General features: G+C 56.7%; 17 protein-coding genes. 6 read left to right on the forward strand and 11 right to left on the reverse strand.

Annotated elements, in window-relative coordinates:
• The first annotated feature begins 513 nt into the window (after positions 1 to 513).
• On the forward strand, positions 514 to 1,917 hold the full coding sequence (gene mdtD, locus EGK14_RS11030) for a multidrug transporter subunit MdtD (RefSeq protein WP_125289152.1): 1,404 nt from the start codon (positions 514 to 516) through the stop codon (positions 1,915 to 1,917).
• Here mdtD and rbsR read toward each other — a convergent pair.
• The 9 genes from rbsR to budA form a co-directional block, all read right to left on the reverse strand.
• On the reverse strand, positions 1,914 to 2,915 hold the full coding sequence (gene rbsR / locus EGK14_RS11035) for a ribose operon transcriptional repressor RbsR (protein ID WP_370256300.1): 1,002 nt from the start codon (positions 2,913 to 2,915) through the stop codon (positions 1,914 to 1,916). The two genes, mdtD and rbsR, sit on opposite strands and share 4 nt — an antisense overlap.
• 3 nt (positions 2,916 to 2,918) lie before the next feature.
• Positions 2,919 to 3,848 carry a ribokinase gene (rbsK, locus tag EGK14_RS11040; RefSeq protein ID WP_125289153.1) on the reverse strand — a complete coding sequence of 310 codons (930 nt, stop codon included), beginning with the start codon at positions 3,846 to 3,848 and terminating at the stop codon, positions 2,919 to 2,921.
• A gap of 61 nt (positions 3,849 to 3,909) precedes the next feature.
• Positions 3,910 to 4,791 (reverse strand): ribose ABC transporter substrate-binding protein RbsB, encoded by an 882-nt coding sequence (gene rbsB, locus EGK14_RS11045; RefSeq protein ID WP_199746423.1) that lies wholly within the window; start codon positions 4,789 to 4,791, stop codon positions 3,910 to 3,912.
• Between the two features lie 17 nt (positions 4,792 to 4,808).
• Positions 4,809 to 5,765, reverse strand: coding sequence for a ribose ABC transporter permease (gene rbsC / locus EGK14_RS11050; RefSeq protein WP_125289154.1), 957 nt, complete (start codon positions 5,763 to 5,765; stop codon positions 4,809 to 4,811).
• On the reverse strand, positions 5,762 to 7,273 hold the full coding sequence (rbsA, locus tag EGK14_RS11055) for a ribose ABC transporter ATP-binding protein RbsA (protein ID WP_125289155.1): 1,512 nt from the start codon (positions 7,271 to 7,273) through the stop codon (positions 5,762 to 5,764). Before rbsA ends, rbsC begins: the two co-directional genes overlap by 4 nt.
• A 7-nt stretch (positions 7,274 to 7,280) precedes the next feature.
• Positions 7,281 to 7,700, reverse strand: a complete 420-nt coding sequence (gene rbsD, locus EGK14_RS11060; RefSeq protein ID WP_125289156.1) for a D-ribose pyranase — start codon at positions 7,698 to 7,700, stop codon at positions 7,281 to 7,283.
• A 202-nt stretch (positions 7,701 to 7,902) separates the two neighbouring features.
• On the reverse strand, positions 7,903 to 8,676 hold the full coding sequence (locus tag EGK14_RS11065; protein ID WP_125289157.1) for a (S)-acetoin forming diacetyl reductase: 774 nt from the start codon (positions 8,674 to 8,676) through the stop codon (positions 7,903 to 7,905).
• A 16-nt stretch (positions 8,677 to 8,692) separates the two neighbouring features.
• Entirely contained in the window at positions 8,693 to 10,372 is a 1,680-nt protein-coding gene (gene alsS, locus EGK14_RS11070) for an acetolactate synthase AlsS (RefSeq protein ID WP_125289158.1), read from the reverse strand.
• A gap of 15 nt (positions 10,373 to 10,387) precedes the next feature.
• A complete protein-coding gene (gene budA / locus EGK14_RS11075) occupies positions 10,388 to 11,170 on the reverse strand; it encodes an acetolactate decarboxylase (RefSeq protein WP_125289159.1) in 783 nt (260 codons plus the stop codon).
• 105 nt (positions 11,171 to 11,275) lie between these two features.
• Here budA and EGK14_RS11080 point away from each other — a divergent pair, with 105 nt between their 5' ends.
• Entirely contained in the window at positions 11,276 to 12,157 is an 882-nt protein-coding gene (locus EGK14_RS11080; protein ID WP_125289160.1) for a LysR family transcriptional regulator, read from the forward strand.
• A gap of 199 nt (positions 12,158 to 12,356) precedes the next feature.
• Here the strand turns inward: EGK14_RS11080 and EGK14_RS11085 are convergent, their stop codons facing one another.
• Positions 12,357 to 12,749 carry a YgiW/YdeI family stress tolerance OB fold protein gene (locus tag EGK14_RS11085; RefSeq protein ID WP_125289367.1) on the reverse strand — a complete coding sequence of 131 codons (393 nt, stop codon included), beginning with the start codon at positions 12,747 to 12,749 and terminating at the stop codon, positions 12,357 to 12,359.
• A 217-nt stretch (positions 12,750 to 12,966) separates the two neighbouring features.
• On the opposite strand from EGK14_RS11085, the gene qseB reads away from it, so the two are divergent.
• Positions 12,967 to 13,626, forward strand: a complete 660-nt coding sequence (gene qseB / locus EGK14_RS11090; protein WP_125289161.1) for a quorum sensing response regulator transcription factor QseB — start codon at positions 12,967 to 12,969, stop codon at positions 13,624 to 13,626.
• Positions 13,626 to 14,972 carry a quorum sensing histidine kinase QseC gene (gene qseC / locus EGK14_RS11095; protein ID WP_125289162.1) on the forward strand — a complete coding sequence of 449 codons (1,347 nt, stop codon included), beginning with the start codon at positions 13,626 to 13,628 and terminating at the stop codon, positions 14,970 to 14,972. The genes qseB and qseC overlap by 1 nt, the downstream gene beginning before the upstream one ends.
• A gap of 242 nt (positions 14,973 to 15,214) precedes the next feature.
• On the opposite strand, the gene kup is transcribed toward qseC, so the two are convergent.
• The gene (kup, locus tag EGK14_RS11100; RefSeq protein WP_125289163.1) at positions 15,215 to 17,083 is read right to left on the reverse strand and encodes a low affinity potassium transporter Kup; all 1,869 of its coding nucleotides are present in this window, start codon (positions 17,081 to 17,083) and stop codon (positions 15,215 to 15,217) included.
• A 254-nt stretch (positions 17,084 to 17,337) separates the two neighbouring features.
• On the opposite strand from kup, the gene ravA reads away from it, so the two are divergent.
• Both ravA and viaA read left to right on the forward strand, forming a co-directional pair.
• Positions 17,338 to 18,834: an ATPase RavA gene (gene ravA, locus EGK14_RS11105; RefSeq protein WP_125289368.1), complete on the forward strand. Its 1,497-nt coding sequence runs from the start codon at positions 17,338 to 17,340 to the stop codon at positions 18,832 to 18,834.
• A complete protein-coding gene (gene viaA, locus EGK14_RS11110; protein WP_125289164.1) occupies positions 18,831 to 20,294 on the forward strand; it encodes an ATPase RavA stimulator ViaA in 1,464 nt (487 codons plus the stop codon). The genes ravA and viaA overlap by 4 nt, the downstream gene beginning before the upstream one ends.
• Positions 20,295 to 20,339: the final 45 nt, after the last annotated feature.

The following is a 20,339-nucleotide window of genomic DNA, read 5'->3' on the forward strand; positions in this document are numbered from 1 at the left end:
CAAGTGTAAAACGTCATAATGAATTTCATTATGTGTTCACTCTTAAGACTTGATATTTTTTTGCGTCCGGAGACGCTTGATATCAATCCTGCGAGTGCCCACACAGATTGTCTGATAAATTGTTAAAGAGCGTTGCGAACAGTGCTTTCGCTTCCTGCCGCGAGGTGGCGTATATTACGCTTTCCTCCTTCAGAGTCAACCACTTTTTCAGAAGTTTTCTCCGGCGATTCAGCTTCCTGAATCTCCTGACCCGGTGACCGTCAGGCCGTTGTTCCGTGTCAGTGGAGGCGCATTATAGGGAGTTTCTGACGGCTGACAAGCGTTTCTGCAAAAAAAAGTTCCGACCGTTTCTTTTTTCAACAAAGGAGCAATAAACGTACTTTTTAAGTCTATTTAATCCGCAAATCGGCCCGAATTCTCTTTTATATCCATCACAATCACAGGCTGGCCAGTGCTATTCTTTTTACTTCGCAGGATTTTCCTGTCGGTAATAACGACTGAGAAGGATGCCCAATGATAAAATCCGCGCGCAGTATGGCCGGACTTCCGTGGATTGCCGCCATGGCTTTCTTTATGCAGGCGCTTGATGCCACGATATTGAATACTGCTCTTCCCGCCATCGCCTTAAGCCTTAACCGTTCCCCCCTTGCCATGCAATCCGCTGTTATCAGCTACACCCTGACCGTCGCCATGCTAATCCCGCTCAGCGGCTGGCTGGCCGATCGCTTTGGCACCCGAAAGGTTTTTATCGCTGCCGTTTCTTTATTTACGTTGGGTTCGCTGGCCTGTGCGCTTTCCGGCACTTTAACCATGCTGGTTCTGTTCAGGATAGTGCAGGGGATCGGCGGCGCGATGATGATGCCCGTCGCCAGGCTGGCGCTGTTAAGGGCCTATCCGCGTAGCGAGCTGTTGCCCGTACTGAACTTTGTGACGATGCCAGGCCTGGTCGGCCCGGTGCTGGGCCCGCTGCTTGGCGGCGTACTGGTCACCTGGGCTAGCTGGCACTGGATCTTCCTGATTAATATTCCTGTAGGCATTCTCGGCATCTTCTATGCCCGCAAATATATGCCCGACTTCACCACGCCGAAACGCCGCTTTGATTTTATCGGCTTTATGCTCTTTGGGATTGGCCTGGTGATGCTCTCCAGCGGCATCGAGCTGTTCGGCGAAAAAATAGTCGCCAGCAGCGTAGCGCTGGCGGTTACCAGCGGCGGCATCCTTCTGCTTCTTCTTTATATAGTGCATGCACGTCGTCATCCGACGCCGCTGATCCCGCTGCCCATGTTTAAGACGCGCACCTTCTCGGTCGGCATCTTAGGCAATATCGCTTCGCGCCTCGGTACAGGCTGCATTCCCTTCCTGATGCCGCTGATGCTCCAGGTTGGCTTTGGTTATACCGCCATTCTGGCTGGCTGCATGATGGCGCCTACCGCTCTGGGTTCAATCCTCGCGAAATCAACGGTAACGCAGGTGCTGCGCTGGTTCGGCTACCGCAAAACGCTGACGGGGATCAGCGTCATTATTGGCGTGCTGATCGCCAGCTTCGCGCTACAGTCGCCTGCGGCCAGTCTGGCGCTCCTGCTGCTGCCGTTATTTGTGTTGGGAATGGCAATGTCCACCCAGTTTACGGCGATGAATACCATTACGCTGGCAGACCTTAACGACAGCAATGCCAGCAGCGGTAACAGTATGCTGGCCGTCACCCAACAATTGGCTATCAGCTTTGGCGTGGCGGTCAGCGCGGCGGTACTGCGTTTTTATAGTAATTTTGACGGCACCACCGTCGATCACTTCCACGCCACTTTCCTGACGATGGGCGTGGTAACGGTGTTTTCCGGCCTGGTCTTTATGCTGCTGAAGCCAGGCGACGGCCGGCATCTGATTGCCGACCGGGAAAAGCGGAAAAAACGCGCCTAGCGTTCCGCCACCGAACCGCGTTCGATCAGCTCCGGCGTCAGCACCAGCAGCTGCTGGCTGGCGTCGGGATCGGCAAAGCGGTGGATCAACGTATCAATAGCCAGTTCGCCCAGCTCGTCTTTGGGCTGGTGAATAGTGGTTAACGGCGGCGTCATATAGCGGGCAAGCTCGATATCGTCATAACCGATCACCGCCATATCTTTGGGCACCGATAGTCCCGCCTGATAAAGCGAATGGTAAACGCCAACGGCCATCGCATCGTTACTGGTGAATACCGCCTGCGGTCGAAGGCTCAGCGCCAGCAGCTGATTCATAGCATGATAGCCGCCCTGAAATTCAAAGTCGCCGCTGACCACATACTCCTCAGGCACGGCCAGCCCCGCCTGCTGCATAGCCTGATAAAAGCCGTTAAGCCGCAAACGAGCCGGCGTCTTGTCTTGCGGCCCGGCGATACAGGCAATGCGGGTATAGCCGCGCGAAATCAGAAAACGGGTCGCCAGTTCGCCGCCCAGCAGCGAGTTGTCCTGAATAATGTCGCTGCCGCCTTCAAAGGGCGACCAGTCCATCATTACTATTGGAATAGAAGGATAGCGATTGAGGATCTCGGGAGAGGGAAGATGACTTTCGGTGCACATGATGAGTAAACCGTCGACGCGCTTTTGCAGCAGCGTTTCCAGGCTGCGGTTCATTCTGTCCTCGTCGCCTTCGGTGTTGCACAGCACCAGGCTGTAGCCGCGTTCATAACAGCTTCTTTCCACGCCGCGCACTACTTCCGAATAAAAGGGGTTACTGCTGGCGGTAAGCAGCATGCCTATAGTGTGCGTCTGATTGAGTTTAAGGCTACGCGCCAGCGCAGAAGGGGCGTAGTTTAACGCGGTAATCGCCGCAGTAACCTTTTCCTGCACCGCCTCGCTGACGAAGCGGTTTTTATTGATGACATGGGAAACCGTAGACGTCGATACGCCCGCCAGACGAGCGACATCTTTCATTGTGGGCACGGCCTACTCCTGCTGCTGTAAAAAGCGATCGGTCTCTTCACGCCACGGCACCGAAGGCTGCGCACCGGATCGCGTGACGGCAATCGCCGCCGCCGCATGGGCAAAACGCACGGCCTGCGGTAACGGCTTGCCTTCCAGCAGCGCGGTCATCAGCGCGCCGTTAAAGGTATCGCCTGCGGCGATAGTATCGACGGCCTGCACCTTGAATCCTGGGATGCGCTCGCCTTTACCCGCTTCGCTTAACCATACGCCGCGGCTGCCCAACGTAATCAACACGCTGTGGATGCCTTTATCGTGCAGCACCGATGCCGCGCGCGCCGCGTCTTCATCGGAGGCAACGGCCACGCCGGTAAGAATTTCCGCTTCGGTTTCGTTCGGCGTAATCATATCCACCAGCGCCAGCAGCTCGTCCGGGAGCGGCATCGCCGGCGCAGGATTGAGGATGACTTTGGTGTGATGCTGACGGGCGACTTTTGCGGCGGCCAGCACGCTTGCAAGCGGCGATTCCAGCTGCATCAGCAGCGCATCCGCGTTTTCAACGATCTTCCGCTGTTTTTCGACCAGAGCGGGCGACAGCGCGGCGTTCGCGCCAGCATGGATAGCGATGCTGTTTTCACCCTCATCATTAACGAAGATCAGCGCCACGCCGGTAGATTCGCCAGCGATGACCTCCACCGGCGCAATATCGATATGGTCTTCCGCCAGCTGCTGACGAATACGCTGGCCGATATCGTCGTCGCCCACGCAGGCGATAAAGGCGATATCCGCGCCGCTGCGTCCGGCCGCGACGGCCTGATTAGCGCCCTTGCCGCCGAAAGCGATCTGGTATTGCTTACCGATCACCGTTTCACCGGGACGGGGGAATGAGGTCAGATTAAGAATATGGTCTGCGTTGATGCTGCCGAGCACGGCCAGCCTGCCGGTTTTATTCATGGGAGCGTCCAGAAAAAGGCGCCACCTGCAAGAGGTGGCGCGTGCCATGCTTTTCTTTGATTTATTTAGTGACCAGCTTCAGGTCAACGGGATTGATAGCCTGAACCTGCTGGCCCTTCAGCACTTTATCAGCGGTTTGTACGCCGATAACGCCGATTTGTGCCGGCTGCTGCGCCACGGTGGCAGCGAGTTTGCCGCCCTGCACGGCTTTTACGCCGTCCGCGGTGCCGTCGAAGCCGACTACTACCACATCAGATTTGCCCGCCGTTTGCAATGCGCGCATCGCACCTAATGCCATTTCATCGTTCTGCGCAAACACCGCCTGCACATCCGGATGGGCCGTCAGCAGGTTCTGCATCACGTTCAGGCCCTTGGTGCGGTCAAAATCTGCGGGCTGGCTGGCAAGGATAACAAATTTATGCGCATCGGCTGCCGTTTTGAAGCCTTCGCCGCGTTCGCGAGCGGCGGACGTCCCGGCAATCCCGGCCAGCTCAATGATTTTAGCCTGGTCGCCGACGCGTTTCGCAATATAGTCGCCCGCCATTTTGCCGCCCAGGCGGTTGTCGGATGCAACATGGCTGACCACTTTGCCCTGAGCAGCCACGCGATCCAGCGTGATCACCGGGATATTGGCCTGATTAGCCATTTTTACCGCATTGCCTACCGCATCGGAATCGGTCGGGTTAATCAGCAGCAATTTTGTGCCGCGCACCGCAAGATCCTGCACGTTGGCCAGCTCTTTTGCCGGATTGTTCTGCGAATCCAGCACCACCAGGTTGTAGCCCAGCTTGTCCGCTTCTTTCTGAGCTCCCTCTTTTAACGAAACGAAAAACGGGTTGTTCAGCGTGGAAACTACCAGCGCGAGTGTCTCTTTTGCCATCGCGTTGGCGCTGAGCGTTGCGCCGAGCAGCATGGCCAGCGCCGTCATTTTAGTCATTTTCATTTTCGATTCCTGTAGGGTTATTTTTTGTTATCCACCAGCACCGCCAGCAGGATCACGACTGCTTTCACGATCATCTGGTAATAGGAAGAAACGCCAAGCAGATTCAGGCCGTTATTAAGGAAGCCCAGGATCAGCGCGCCGACCAGCGTGCCCATAATGCGTCCTTTGCCGCCTGCCAGGCTGGTGCCGCCCAGCACCACCGCCGCGATGGCGTCCAGCTCGTAGCCGGTGCCCGCCGTAGGCTGAGCGGAAGAGAGTCGCGCCACCTCAATGGTGCCCGCCAGCGCCGCCAACATACCGCTGAGCGCATAGACCGTGATTTTGACGCGGCTGACGCTGATGCCGGAAAGGCGAGTAGCCGCTTCATTGCCGCCAAGCGCATAGATATAACGGCCCAGGCGAGTATGGTGCAGCATGTACCACGCCAGCAGAAAGGTCAGCGCCATCAGCCAGACCGGCGTGGGAATGCCCAGCGGTCGTCCGATACCAAACCAGCCAAACAAATCGGCATTATCGCTGAAGCCGGTATTCACCGGGCTGCCGTTGGTATAAACCATGGTCGCGCCGCGCAGCAGCAGCATCATGACCAGCGTGGCGATAAACGCCTGCACTTTGCCCTTTGCCACTATGGTGCCGGTTATCGCGCCAATCAGTGCCCCCAGGGCCAGCGAGGCCGCCACCGCGACCAGCGCGTTAACCTCTATACCAACCAGCGAAGCGCCTACTGCGCCGGTCAGCGCCAGCAGCGATCCCACAGACAGGTCGATGCCTGAAGTCAGGATCACCAGCGTCATGCCGACGGCCATAATGGCGTTGACGGAAGTCTGCTGCAGAATGTTGAACATATTGTTCAGGGTAAAGAAATTGGGGCTCTGACTGGCGACGACGGCAATCAGTACTACCAGCGCAATCAGCGATTTTTGTTCCAGCAGCCAGGCTTTGCCGCGGCTGGCCTGTAGGGTTTGAGTACTCATGGTGTGACCAACTCCGCGCTATGTTGCTTGCCGACCGCCGCCGCCATCAGGCGTTCCTGCGTGGCCTGTTCAATGGGAAAATCGCCGCTCAGACGGCCTTCGTGCATGACCAGCACGCGATCGCTCATGCCCAACACTTCCGGCATTTCTGAGGAAACAAGAATGATGCTCAGTCCCTCTTGTTTAAACTGATTGATTAACTGGTAGATTTCTTTCTTGGCACCCACGTCCACACCGCGCGTCGGCTCATCCAGGATCAGCACCTTAGGCCGCGTCATCAGCCCACGCGCAATAGCGACTTTCTGCTGGTTGCCGCCGGATAAAAGCCCGATCGGCTGCATCATTGAGGGCGTTTTTACGTTGAACAACTTGATAAAATCGCTGACCGCCAGCTGCTCTTCGGCATGTTTTAACCGTCCGCCGCCGTGGCTGAAGTAGTCGAGCGCGGTTAAAGACATGTTTTCTTTTACCGACATGCCGAGCACCAGCCCGTCGCGTTTGCGATCTTCAGAGATATAAACGATGCCGTTACGCAAGCCTTCTTCCGGCGTGCGCGTCGTTACCGCTTTCCCGTCGAGCGTGACGCTACCGCCGCTGCGTGGAAAAGCGCCGTACAGCACCTTCATCAGTTCGGTACGGCCCGCACCCATTAGCCCTGCTACGCCCAGGATCTCGCCCTGACGCAGTGAAAAGCTGACGTCGTTTACGCCCGGCCCGCTAAGGTTTTTCACGGTTAAGCGCACGTCGCCCGGCGCTTTGTTCAGGCGCGGATACTGCTCTTCCAGCCTGCGGCCTACCATCATTTCAATCAGCGCTTCTTCGTTCAGCGTATCGACCGCTCTTTCGGCGATAAACTGTCCGTCGCGAAATACGGTGACGTCATCGCAGATTTCAAAAATCTCTTTCATGCGGTGCGAGATATAAACGATGCCGCAGCCCTGCGCTTTCAGCTCCCGGATAACGCGAAACAGCGAGGCCGTTTCGGTATCGGTCAGCGCATCGGTGGGTTCATCCATCACGATGACTTTTGACTCAAAGCTCAACACTTTGGCGATTTCCACCATTTGCTGGTCGCCGATCGACAGATCGCCCACCAGTTTATTGCTGTTGAAACGCAGGTTCAGCCGCTGTAACAGCCTGTCCGCCTCCGCATAAAGCTTTTTCCAGCGGATACCGCCGAAAGCGTTAACGAATTCGCGGCCTAAAAAGATGTTCTCCGCCACGCTGAGCTGCGGGATCAGATTCAGCTCCTGATGAATGATGCCAATACCCGCTTCCTGCGACGCTTTCGGCCCGCTAAAGTTAACCTCTTCGCCCAACCATTTAACAGAGCCGGCGTCGCGGGCATAGATACCGGTCATCACTTTCATCATGGTAGATTTTCCGGCGCCGTTTTCGCCCACCAGCGCCATCACGCGGCCGGGATAAACCGCCAGCGAAGCGCCGGACAGCGCTTTAACGCCCGGAAAGGCTTTTTCAATGCCCTGTAGTTGCAATAAAGGTTGCATGACGGCCTCAGAAGGTCACGCCAGCGCCAAGGATAATGTTCGCATAGGGCGAACACTCCCCGCTGCGAATAACCGCATGGCTGCGCTGTGTTAACTGTTTGAACTGTTGATGAGAAACGTACTGAACGGCGATAGTGTTTCCCTGGCGTTGTTGCAGTAAATCGAGCAGTGCGGAAAGTTCGTCGTGGAGCCGTGGATTATGAGATTTGATCTCTTCCGCGATGATGGCGCTCTCCACCTGCATCTCTTTCGTTACGGTTTCGACTACCTGCATAAAGCCGGGAATGCCCTGAGTCAGCGCCAGGTCGATGCGCTCCGGCCCCGAAGGGATGGGCAGGCCCGCGTCACCGATAGTTACGCTGTCGGTGTGGCCCAGGCGAGAAACCAGAGAAGATATTGCAGAATTCAGTAAGGCGCCTTTTTTCATCTTTTCACTCCAGAGCGAAACGTTTCGCTGATCGGGAGTGTAAAAAAACGGCGGCAGAAAACAATCGTCACGATGCGGAACTGTGATCGCCATCGAAACGTTTCGTTGACAGGCTTTGCTCAGGCTATGCAACAGGAAAGGCGCAGCGATCGGTCATCAGAACGACATAAAAAAAGACCGCCCGTAAGGCGGTCGGCAGGGATTAGTTAAATACCATTCCACCATCGATCAGCAGTGACTGACCGGTCATGTAGTCGGAATCAGGCCCGGCGAGGAAGGAAACGCAGGCAGAAACATCTTCCGGTTCAGACAGGCGGCCCAGCGTAATACGTTTGGCAAACTCTGCCGTACCGTAGCCCAGCGGTTTACCTGCCGCTTCTGACACCTGACGATCTATCTCGTCCCACATTGGCGTTTTAACAATGCCCGGGCAGTAAGCGTTGACGGTAACGCCCAACGGAGCCAGATCGCGTGCGGCGGTTTGCGTCAGGCCGCGCACGGCGAACTTGCTGGAGCTATAGATCGCCAGCTCGGGGTTGCCAACATGGCCCGCCTGCGAACAGGCATTAATAATTTTGCCACCGTGGCCTTCGGCTTTAAACGCCTGAATCGCCGCCTGCATCCCCCAGATCACGCCTTTTACGTTGATATCGTAAACTTTATCCACCATTTCCGCCGTGATCTCTTCAATTGGCGTAGTTGGCGCAATTCCGGCATTGTTGACAATGACGTCAAACCCACCCAGCTCTTTGCGAGCCTGCTCCACCGCAGCGATGACCTGGTCACGCTTTGAGACGTCTACCGTTACCGCAATCGCTTTACCGCCTGCGCTGGCGATTTCGTCAGCCACCTGGCGCGCGGTCTGGCTGTTATAGTCCGCTACCGCCACGGCAAAACCGTCTTTTGCCAGACGCAGCGCTATTGCTTTGCCGATCCCCTGGCCACTACCCGTTACTAAGGCTACTTTCGTTTTCATATTATCTCCTTGAATACTAAAGAATCTGACTCAGATGCAGCTGGCCCATCAGCATTGGATTATCGGCGTAATCCACCGGTACGGCGACCACGGCAGGCCCGTTGACATCCATTGCTTTACGCAGCGTCGGTTCCAGCTCAGCCGCGCTTTCTACCGCAAAGCCCGCCGCGCCGAACGCCTGTGCATAGGCTTTAAAATCAACCGGCCCGAATTTTACGCCGGAAACGCGCTGATATTTCTTCTCTTCCTGCATCGCCACCATGTTGTAGGCCTCATCGACCCAGATGATGTGCAGGATATTGGCTTTCAGCCTGACCGCCGTTTCCAGCTCCATGCTGGACTGCAAAAAGCCGCCGTCGCCGGAAACCGAGATGACTTTACGACTCGGATCCACCAACCAGGCGCCGATAGCCCAGGGCAGCGCCACGCCCATAGTCTGTTGACCGTTGGAGATCATGATCTGGCGGGCGCGGAAGCTATAGAGATAGCGAGCGATCCAGATATGAAAGCTGCCCATATCTACGGTCAGCGTGACGTCGCTGTTAATGATGTCCTGCATGGCGCGCACTATCCGCAGCGGATGCAGCGCGAACTGGTTGAGGTTCTTGCCCTGCATTGATAACAACTGCCGCTGCTGTTGACGATCGTCCAGAATGGCTGCTGCCTCCGTGCTGAGCTGTAAAGGCGTATCAATGCGCTCGGCCAGCTTGTCGACGGTTGCGGCAATATCGCCAATCAGCTCGGCATCAGGCAGATAGCAGTTATCGGCATCGGAAGGCAGCACGTCGATATGTACCAGCGTGGCGCCGCCGCTGTTCCACATGGCCGGTTCGTACTCAACCGGACTGTAGCCGATAGTGATAATCAGGTCAGCCTCGCGCAGCAGACGGTCACCTGCCTGGTTGTTAAACAGCCCGACGCGGCCCGCAAAACGCGAGAAGTGTTCCTGTCTGACCGCGCCTGCGGCCTGATAGGTGCTGGTAACCGGAATTCGGCTGCGCTCCAGCAGGCGATGGATCGCATCGCTGTTTGCCGGCTGGCTGGCCATCAGGCCCAGCAGCAGCACCGGGTTTTTTGCTTTGGCAATTTGCGCGGCAACGGCGGCAATGGCCGCATCTGGCGCGGGGCCGAGCAGCAGCTGACCTTTGCTGGTCAGCAGCTGACCGCGAGCGGGCTGGTCGACGATATCCTGCGGCAGGCTGACAAAAGCGCCGCCGCCGCGACCGTGCTCGGCATGACGAAAGGCATTGGAGACCACTTCCGCCAGCGCGTTGGAGTCGGTGACTTCCACGGCATATTTGGTGACCGGACGAAACATCGACACGGTATCCATACTCTGATGCACCTGTTTAGCGCTGTCAGCCCGTTTTACCTGTCCACCCAGCGCCACCACCGGATCGCCTTCGCTGGTAGCGGTCGCCATGCCCGTGATCAGATTCGAGCAGCCCGGCCCGGAAGTCACCAGCGCCACGCCCGCATTACCGGTCAGGCGGCCCACTGCAGCAGCCATAAAGGCAGCGTTTGCTTCATGACGCACCGGGATGGTCTGAATAGTAGAGTCCACCAGCGAATCAAACATTTTGTCGATCTTCGCGCCAGGGATGCCGAAGACCTGTTTTACGCCCTGCGCCTCCAGCTGTGCCACGACCAAATCGGCGCCGTGCTGCCAGAGAGCGGTTTCGGTTGGGTTTTTCATCTTAATTCCTCAGGATTAGCTTTCAACGGAGCGAATGGCGGAATCCAGATTTTCCGGATTCAGATTGGCCTGCAGAAAATCACTGTCGCCTGGCAGATCGATGACCAGCTTGCTGATCTCGCCAAAGGTCAGCTCGCCCTCTTCCAGCTGGTAATCCAGCAGATGGCCGCCGCCCTGGCGATCGTCGGTAATGAAATGTTCGTGATAGCCCGCTACGTTAATGCCCTGCATATACTGCGGGGTACGGAAACCAATCAGCACGCCGTCGCGCTGGCTGAACCGGAAGGTAGGCTGCTGGCCAAGCACTTCCGGCATAGAACGATAGGGACGATGCTGGCAAGGTACGGTACGCGTGGAGGCCGCGGAAAAACGACCGTTGATCCGCAGCGCGCAAAACTGATTGTCCGAAGTCACCTGGCTGTCGATCAGATCGTGAATAGCCTGACGGCTGGCCGGTGCGGAGAAACGATGGCGGTACTGAGGCTGGAAAAACGTCATTACGGCAAAAGGCGTTTTCTGCTGCGGATCGGCTTCCCGCGCGCTGCCGTCGGAACGCAGCTGATAAACCTCGCTGTCAAAAGCGATCAGCTCACCATCGAGCTGGTTAAAGGTGCCTAAACCAAAATCGCCCTTCTTCAGCAGGTCGGCTACGGTAACGTTGCCTTCGTACACGCCGCTGAGCAACGCACTCATCAGAGAGGTTTGATAGATGACGCTTTCTGGTCTTTGCTGACGGAGCCCGCTGACGGTTGAAACCAGCTGTTGCTCACATAAACAGTCGGTTACAGAATGTTTCATAACTTGCCTCTATGCTAAAACAGTTCAGGATTACTAATTGAATGTTGACTCGATTCAGTTATGAATTCCAATATAGAAAGCCCATCACTTTGAGACGAATAAGATATGGAACTCCGCCATCTGCGTTATTTTGTCGCGGTCGCGCAAACGCGCCACTTTACGCGTGCCGCAGAAATGCTGGGGATCTCGCAACCGCCGCTCAGCCAGCAAATTCTGCGTCTGGAACGGGAAATAGGTACGCCGCTGCTGAGGAGACTGTCGCGCGGCGTGGAGCTGACGGAAGCGGGGGAAGCTTTTTATCAGGATGCCTGCCAGATCCTGGAGCTGACCGGGCATGCGCTTGAGAAAGCCAAAGGGATAGCTCGCGGCGTAACCGGCAAGCTTTCGCTGGGCGTCGCCAGCTCGGTCGCCTTTCATTCGGCGATTTTTGCGTTAATGAAAGATTTTCAGGCTCGCTATCCGTCAATGACGATACTGACACGTGAGCAGAATATGGCGTCGCTAATGCACGACTTGCAGGAGGGCCTGCTGGATGCCGCTTTCGTTCGCCTGCCCTGTGAGAGCAGCAAAGCGTTTAACCTGAAAGTGATAGCCAGCGAAAAGATGCTGGTGGCGCTGCCTGCCAGCCATGCGCTGGGAACGCGGCCGCAAGTTTCGCTGTCGCAGCTGGCTGACGACACGCTGATTATGTTTCCGCGTGAGGTTGCGCCAAGCCTGTATGAACTGGTGATCAGCGCCTGTCTGCGTGCCGGCTTTCAGCCGCATACCGGGCAGCAGTCACCGCAAATTTCCTCGTCCATCGGCATGGTGGCTGCGGGGTTTGGCTTCGCTATCGTGCCGGAATCGCTGTGCTGCATCGCGCATCCCGGCGTGGTGTTTCGCCCTGTTGACGATGCGGCGTTAAATACTGATATTGCGCTGGCCTGGCGCCGTTTCGACCGTTCGCCTGCCGTTATGCACCTGTCGATGATGCCGACCAGGACGTAGCGAGGCATGCTCAGCCATTCTGGGGCCAACTTAGCCATTACGGCGCCAGCTTAGCGGTTACGGAAACCGTTAGCCGCAACCGGGGCAGCGGCTAAAAACGCCGCGCCCCGGAGCCAGACGCCACCGCCGAAGCTCGCTTACCCGTCGGTGGCACAGTCGGGCTGCTGGCATCACCTTCAGCCAGCCAATCGAAGCTGAATCAGTTCAGTTTATGGATTTTCTTCACGTCAAGCTCGACGGAATTAAAGTCCTTGTCCAGTTCGCCCTGGATTTCGACTTTGTCTTTTGGCGTGATGTTCTGGCCTTCCCAACGCTTATGATCGATATCCACTTTCATCGTGCCGGTGGCATCACGGAAGATATAGTCATCATCGCTGACGCGCTTTTCAATATTACCGCGCATCGTCACCCAGGCATCGTCCTTCATATCCTGCGCCTGTTTGACCGTGACCACGGTTTCATCCCCGCTGAAACCGCCTTTCTGCACGTTAGCGGTCGGCGCGCTCGGATCGCTGAAGCCGCCGTTTTGAGCAGCGAATACCGGGCCGGAAACCAGAGCGGCAAGGGCAAATAAAGCAGCAGTTTTTTTCATCATAGTCACCTTTATTCCATGGAGTGAGGCAGCTTGCGCTGCATGATTCGTTGTGTTCAGGGCTTAGTTAAACAAACTTTTCTTAACAGGATCTTAAGAGACATCATTCAATACGTGGTTTGCGAGCCATACCGAAAAATAGCCTTTTTTCCCGATTTTTGCCTGTACAGCGCCCGTTCCCTTTCGTATAAAGCCGTTAATCACAGAGGAAGTCGCCATGAAAATTTTGGTCATTGAAGACGATCGCCTGATTGGCGACGGGATTAAAGCAGGTTTGAGCAAGCTGGGTTTCAGCATCGACTGGTTTACCGAAGGCAAAACGGGGCAGGCGGCGCTTTCCGCTACCTCTTACGATGCGGTAGTGCTGGATTTAAGCCTGCCCGGCATCGATGGCCTGGATATTCTGCGCGGCTGGCGGCAGCAGGGTCGGGACGAGCCGGTGCTGATCCTGACCGCGCGGGATGCCCTGGAGCAGCGGCTTGCCGGGCTGCAGCAGGGCGCCGACGACTACCTTTGCAAACCCTTCGCCCTCAGCGAAGTCGCCGCCCGGCTACAGGCATTAATCCGACGACGTCACGGTCAGCTACAGCCCGTGCTACGCCACGGCGCGGTTGCGATGGCCTCCGGCTCGCATACGGCCACCCTGAACGACGAGCCGCTCCCCCTGAAGCCGCGTGAACTGGCCCTGCTGGAGCTGTTCTTGCTTAACCCCGGTCGCGTATTGACGCGCGCGCAGCTGGAGGAAAAATTGTATGGCTGGGATGACGACGTCTCCAGCAATGCCGTTGAAGTCCATATCCACCACCTGCGCAAAAAACTGGGCAGCACATTTATCCGTACCGTTCATGGCGTCGGCTATACGCTGGGAGATCCGTAATGCATCGATTAAGCCTGCGTCTGCGCCTGATGCTGGGTTTTCTGCTGCTGACGCTTATTTGCTGGGGCGCGGCCAGCATCGGTTCGTGGTGGCAGACGCGGCACAATATCAATCAACTGTTTGATACCCAGCAGATGCTGTTTGCCAAACGGCTGGCGACCATGAATCCCGAGCAGCTTAGCCACGAGCCGTTAACGCTGCCAAAAACTAAAAACCTGCTGAAACACCATCGCGGCGCACAGGAGGATGACGCGCTGGCATTTGCCGTTTTCACTGCGGATGGTCGCATGGTGATGAACGATGGCGACAACGGCAAGGATTTTCTCTTTAGCCGCAGCCGCAACGGTTTTACCGATGGCAAGCTCAAGGGAGATGATGATTTATGGCGTATGGTCTGGTTACCCACGCCGGACAAACAATACGTGGTGGTGGTGGGTCAGGAGTGGGAATACCGCGACGACATGACCCGCGATATCGTCCAGACTAACCTGATCCCCTGGCTGATCGCGCTGCCAATTATGCTGCTGCTGCTGCTGTGGCTGGTCACGCACGAGCTGGCGCCGTTGAAAAGAATTGCCCGACAGCTGCGTCTGCGTACGCCTGATGACGGCACGCCGCTGTTGGAAAAGCGGGTGCCGAATGAGGTGAAGCCCTTACTGACGGAGCTGAACGCGCTGTTCTCACGCGTCAGCGAGATGCTGCTGCGCGAACGCCGTTTTACTTCCGACGCCGCGCATGAATTAAGAAGCCCGCTGGCGGCGCTCAAGGTGCAGGCAGAAGTGGCGCAGCTGGCTCACGATGATGAAACGGTGCGCCGCCACGCGCTGCAAAACCTGGATCTCGGTATCGATCGCGCCACTCGCCTGGTGGATCAGCTGCTTACGCTCTCAAGGCTGGACAGTAAAGCCGATCTGGCAACGGAAAGCCTGGATCTGCGTCAGCTGCTTCAACAGGCCGTGATCGATCATTACCCACAGGCGCAGGCAGCCGGAATGGAGATAGCGCTGGAAGCACCGCCTTCGCCCATTATCCGTAACGGTAACGCTTTGCTGCTGTCGCTAATGATGCGTAACCTGGTGGAAAACGCCCTGCGTTACGGCCAGTCAGGGAACCAGGTGCAGCTGAGCATTAATGAAAACGGCCTGGCGGTCATGGATAACGGGCCAGGCGTCAGCAAAGAAGATCTGTGCCGCCTGGGGCAGCGTTTTTATCGGCCCCCGGGGCAGGAAAAATCGGGCAGCGGCCTTGGGCTGTCTATCGTTAACCGTATTGCCCGACTGCATGGGATGCAGATGCGTTGCGCCAATCGTGACGGCGGCGGCTTTGCAGTTATGCTGACATGGTGAGGTGGTGGCAAAATGACATGCCGGTATGTGGCGACACGTTGGCCCGTTTACATGTGAACATAACCCGCTAAGCCGCGCCGGAACACGTAGCGCCATAAGCCGCCGGTTTAAAGGTCCGACGTTTCTTTCAGAATCAGGTATAAGGCTATGCCCGGCGAAAAGCCCAAAGAAAAGGCCGACGATCGTCGGCCTTGTGCAGGGTCAGGTTTCGGCTTGGGTACCCGGTGCAATAACCCGGCTTGTCAGATTTCGACCTGGGTGCCCAGTTCAATAACCCGGTTTGGCGGGATCTCAAACTGGTCAGGCGCGCGCAGAGCGTTGCGCTGTAGCGCCATAAACAGCTTGCCGCGCAGACGCAAATACCATGGCCGCTTGCCGATAATCAGCGATTCATGCGACATAAAGAACGAGGTTTCCATCATCCGGCAGTTCAGGCCTTCCAGCCCGCAGCGGTGGAAAATCTCTTCCATATTAGGCGTTTCCCGCCAGCCGTAGCTCGCCACCACGCGCCAGAAAGTGGGGGAAAGCTGTTCAATAGACACGCGACGCACGTTATGGACGTAAGGCGCATCTTCCGTCCGCAGCGTCAGCAGCACAACACGTTCATGTAACACTTTGTTGTGCTTGAGATTATGCAGCATGGCAAAAGGAATAACGTTCAGCGCGCGCGACATATAGACGGCGGTGCCCGGCACGCGTACCGGTGGCGACTTCTCCAGCGAAACAATCATCGCTTCCAGCGAGTTGCCGTGTTCATGCATCCGGCGCAGCAGACGGAAACGCTCGCTTTTCCAGGTGGTCATAATCACCAACATCACCAGCGCCAGGCTTAACGGCAGCCAGCCGCCGGAAAACACTTTTACCAGGTTGGCCGAAAAGAGCGAAACGTCGATGCACAACATGCAAAGCAGGATAAACAGCACCAGATAGCGGTTCCAGTGCCAGTTTTTTATCGCCACGGTGGTGCAAAGGATTGAGGTCAGCACCATGGTCCCGGTTACGGCGATACCGTAGGCTGCTGCCAGGTTACTGGAGTGTTTAAAGCCAACAATCACGATCACCACGGAGAAAAAGAGTATCCAGTTAATGACCGGGATGTAGATTTGACCGGATTCCTCTTCGGAAGTGTGCACGATGCGCATAGGCGGTAAATAGCCCAGACGAACCGCCTGACGAGTCAACGAGAAAACGCCGGAAATCACCGCCTGAGAAGCGATAACCGTCGCCAGCGTCGCCAGGATCAGCATAGGGATCAGCGCCCAGTCCGGCGCCAGCAGAAAGAACGGGTTTTTAATCGCTTCAGGGTGTTTCAGCAGGAGCGCGCCCTGGCCGAAGTAGTTCAACACCAGCGACGGCAGCACTGCCAGGAACCAGGCCAGACGGATAGGCAGCTTGCCGAAATGGCCCATATCCGCATACAGCGCTTCCACGCCGGTGATAGCCAGCACTACGGCACCCAGCGCAAAAAACGAGACGGTTTTATATTCAAAAAAGAAGTGCATTGCCCAGTAGGGGTTCAACGCGTGCAGCACGTCGGGATTAGCCATGATACCCCGAGCGCCCAGTATGGCCAGAATGATGAACCATGCCAGCATTACCGGCGCGAACAGTTTACCGACAATACCCGTGCCGTGTTTCTGGATCATGAACAGCAGCGTCAGCACCGCTATCGCCAGCGGGACAATCCAGGCATCAAGGTCAGGCGCGGCGATTTCCAGCCCCTCAATGGCGGAAAGTACCGAAACGGCCGGCGTGATCACCACTTCGCCGTAAAAGAAACTGCCGCCAATCAGCCCCATAATGACCAAAACCGCCGTGGCTCTGGCACCGGTATGACGGCCCGCCAGCGACATCAGGGTCAGAATTCCCCCTTCGCCGGCGTTGTCAGCGCGCATCACGTAGCTGATATATTTTAACGAGACCACCAGCACTAATAGCCAGAAAATCAGCGAGAGGAAGCCGAATACCGCATCGCGCTCAACGCCAAACCCGAACTGGCCGGAGAGACATTCCCGCAGCGTATAGAGAGGGCTGGTGCCGATATCGCCATAGACGACGCCTATTGCCGCTAAGGTCACGGCGCCAAGGGACTGCTTTTTATCAGAACTCATAGGAAGATCTTTTGTTGGAGCTGATTGCTGAAACGCACCCAGCTTATCAAGCCATCAAAAAACGCACAGTATGCACGAATCATTCTGAATGCCTATCCTTAATTGGAATGTGGAAAGCGACTTCAATGGCCTGTGTCACCCTTTGACAAGAAAAAAGCTGACGTATATCAACTCTTTCAAGCATCATAGCCAGTAGTGTTTGCGCTCGCCAGTCGCCCGCTGGCAAGAACGTAGAAAAGGATAACTGTTTGATGATGTCCCAGCCTCACCTCCTGGCGGAAAGAATCGCACGCCTCAGCAACGCGTTAGAAAAGGGACTTTACGAACGCCATCACGCTATTCGCCTTTGCCTGCTGGCGGCATTAAGCGGCGAAAGCGTTTTTTTGCTTGGCCCGCCAGGCATTGCCAAAAGCCTGATAGCCCGTCGCCTGAAGTATGCCTTCCAGCATGCCCGCGCCTTTGAATATCTGATGACCCGCTTCTCCACCCCGGAAGAAGTTTTTGGGCCGCTTTCCATTCAGGCGTTGAAAGATGAAGGCCGCTATCAGCGCCTGATCAAAGGCTACCTGCCCGATGCCGAAATCGTCTTTCTGGATGAAATCTGGAAAGCGGGGCCGGCTATCCTCAATACGCTGCTGACCGCCATCAACGAGCGGCGCTTTCGCAACGGCGATTGTGAAGAAACCATCCCGATGCGGCTGCTGGTGACCGCCTCCAACGAACTGCCCGAGGCCGACAGCGGGCTGGAAGCGCTGTACGACCGGATGCTGATCCGGCTGTGGCTTGATAACGTGCATGAAAAGCAGAACTTTCGCAGCATGTTGACCCATCAGCAGGATGAGAACAGCAATCCCGTCGCGGAGTCGCTCTGCATCACTGATGAAGAGTATAGCGAATGGCAAAAAGGCATTGCGCAGGTTGCGCTGCCGGAAGAGGTGTTTGAGCTGATTTTTATGCTGCGCCAGCAGCTGGAGAACCAGCCGGAAGCGCCTTATATTTCCGATCGCCGCTGGAAAAAAGCGATCCATCTTTTACAGGCCTGCGCTTTTTACAGCGGCCGTAAAGCGATCGCGCCGGTAGATCTGATTTTGCTGAAAGATTGCCTGTGGCACGACGTCGCCTCTATGGCGCTGCTGGATCGCGAGATCGACAATCTGATCACCCAGCAGGCCTGGCAGCAGCAGCCGATGCTGATCAAACTGCAGCAAATCGCCTCGCGCCGGCTGAGGCTGCAGCAGGAAAAAAGCGTAGAGCAGGCGATAAGGCTGGAGAAGCATGGCGGCATATTCAGCCGTAAACCCCACTATGAGCTGCCCGAGGCGTTGTCCGCCGACAAGCTGACGCTGATGCTGCAAAAGCCGCTGATGCTGCACGATATGCAGGTCAGCCATATCGTGATTGACCGCGAACAGCTGTACCACTGGCTGCAAAAAGGCGGCGAAGTACGCGGCAGGCTTAACGGTATCGGTTTTGCCCAGACGCTGGATCTGCATATCGACGGCGCCGACTGCCTGACGGTGCGCGATGTCAGCCTCCAGACTTCGCGGCTGATGCTGCCGGGCCGGCCGCTGGAACACGGGCTGCCGCAGGAGATCGTCGAGGCGCTTGATGAGGTAGAAGCACAGCTTCATGCCCAGCGTACGTTGTTCAGTCAGCATCATCGCTGCCTGTTTATCAGTGACGACTGGCTGGCGAAAATCGAAGAGAGCCTGCAACAGGTGGCTGAACAGCTGAAACAGGTGCGTCGTTGATATCGCTGGATACGCTCAGCGCCTTTCTGGCGGTAAGCGAAGGCGACCTGATTGAAGAGCTGGTGGTGACGCTGTTGGCCAGCCCGCAGCTCGCCCTTTTTTTTGAAAAATTCCCCGGCATGAAAAAGGCGCTGCTGCACGATTTGCCGCGCTGGAAATCGGAGCTCCTGGCGCAGCTGAAACAAACAGCGGTTCCGGAAGCGCTGGCCGGTGAATTTACGCTTTTCCAACAGTGCCAGCCGCTCGACCATCAGGCATTTTGCCTGAAAATTCCGTCTATCCTGCTTTACCTGGATGCGCACCAGTCGCCGTTTAAAGACAAAGCCCGCGAGCTGGTGGCGCATATCGTCGCGGGCCAGAGCATGAGCGAGCCGCAGCATACGCTGTTTTTACAGCGCTGGCGGCTGAGCCTGACGCTGCAAACCCTGTCGCTGAATCAGCAGCTACTCGACAGCGAGCGGGAAAAGCTGCTGGCGGAGCTACAGCAAAGGCTGGCGATGAGCGGCCAGCTGGCGCCGGTGCTGTCGGATAATAGCGACGCGGCTGCCAGCCGCCTGTGGGATTTGAGTAAAAGCCCGCTACAGCGCGGCGATTATCAGCTAATGGTCGATTACGGCGATTTTCTGGCGCAGCAGCCGATGCTGCAAAAACTGGCGGAACAGCTGGGCCGCAGCCGCGAAGCCAAAGCGGTACTGAGCGAGCAGGCACCGCTGGAGGCATTCCACCAGCTGGTCAGGGAGCCTGCCAGCGTGCCGGAAGAGGTCAACGGCATTCACCAAAGCGACGACGTGCTGCGCCTGCTGCCGCCGGAGCTGGCGGCGCTGGGCATCAGCGAGCTGGAACTGGAGTTCTATCGCAGGCTGGTGGAGAAACGGCTGCTGACCTATCGTTTGCAGGGCGAAGCCTGGCATGACAGGGTAGCGCAGCGTCCGGTCAGCCACCAGCAGCATGACGAACAGCCGCGCGGGCCTTTTATTGTCTGCGTGGATACTTCCGGCTCAATGGGCGGATTTAACGAACGCTGCGCCAAGGCCTTTTGCCTGGCCCTGTTGAAGGTGGCGCTGGCGGATAACCGTCGCTGCTACATAATGCTGTTCGCGCATGACGTGGTGGGCTACGAGCTGACCGCTGACGACGGCATTGCTCAGGCGATCCGCTTCCTCAGCCAGCGCTTTCGCGGCGGCACCGATCTGGCGGCCTGTTTGCAGGCGGTACTGGGCAGGCTCGCTACGCCGGAGTGGAACGATGCCGACGCCGTCATTATTTCCGATTTTATCGCTCAGCGGCTGCCGGACGACCTGGTTAAAACAGTCAAAAAGCACCAGCTCCTCCAACAGCAGCGCTTTCACGCCGTTGCGCTGTCCGATCATGGAAAACCGGGCATTATGCGTATCTTCGACCATATCTGGCGTTTTGATACCGGCCTGAAGAGCCGTCTGCTGCGCCGCTGGCAGCGCTGATTTCCGCTTTGCCGCTGCCCGACAATTCTCTCCTGCTATAGTCAT

Origin of the sequence: Erwinia sp. 198 (assembly GCF_003937915.1) — a bacterium.
In the GTDB taxonomy this organism is placed as follows: Bacteria; Pseudomonadota; Gammaproteobacteria; order Enterobacterales; family Enterobacteriaceae; genus Erwinia; species Erwinia aeris.